This window comes from Streptomyces chiangmaiensis (genome assembly GCF_036281785.1).
Taxonomy (GTDB): Bacteria; Actinomycetota; Actinomycetes; order Streptomycetales; family Streptomycetaceae; genus Streptomyces; species Streptomyces chiangmaiensis.
Map to the genome: position 1 here is coordinate 1 of NZ_JAYWVC010000656.1, position 834 is coordinate 834.

Below are 834 nucleotides of genomic sequence, written 5' to 3' on the forward strand. Positions count from 1 at the left end.
GCCCCACCCGAACCCCGCCAAGGCCGCCGCCGGCCAGCGCATCCACAAACTCCAGCCCGACCCCGTCACCGCACCCGTCGTGCAGCGGATCTTCACCCTCTACTTCGACGGACTCAGCGACAAAGCCATCGCCGCCCAACTCACCCGCGACGCCATCCCCTGCCCCTCCGCCCACGACCCGACCCGCAATCCCCACCGCCCGAAAACGGCATGGCAGCAGGGCGCCGTACGCGCCATTCTGATCAACCCCCGCTACACCGGTTACGAGGTCTGGAACAAGCAGCGCAAGGAAGAACGCCTCCTCGACGTCGACGACGTCACCCTCGGCCACCGCACCACGATGACTCACAACCCCGTCGAGGAGTGGATCCGCTCCAACGAACCCGCCCACGAAGCGATCATCAGCCCGAACCGGTTCGCCACCGTCCAAACCCTCCGCAGACAGCGTGCCCGCAACCAGGGACGGCAGGAACGAGCCGGCAAGCAAGGCGCACGCCCCTACGCCCTGCGAGGACGGGTCCGATGCAGCCTGTGCGGGCGCAAGATGCAGCCCGCCACCATCCGCAACCACGTCTACTACCGCTGCGAATTCAAGGACCAGGAACAGGCCCTCTACCCCGATCTCACCCACCCGCGCACCGTCAACCTGCGGGAAGACATCGTGTGCCAGGCCCTGGACCAATGGATCGCCCGCGCCTTCGCCCCCGACCGGCTCACCGCCACCATCACCGCACTCAGCCACGCCAGCGCCGCAACAAGCACCGCAGAGACCCAAACACCCGAGCAAGCCCAAGCCCGCCAAGCGATCAAGGACTGCGAGCGACGCCTCGCCCG

At 67.7% G+C, this 834-nt stretch carries 1 protein-coding gene; it reads left to right on the plus strand.

Features of this window, described 5'->3' with window-relative positions:
• Positions 1-834 (plus strand): recombinase family protein (locus VXC91_RS46235; protein WP_329513309.1); only part of this gene is annotated, 834 nt, incomplete at both ends.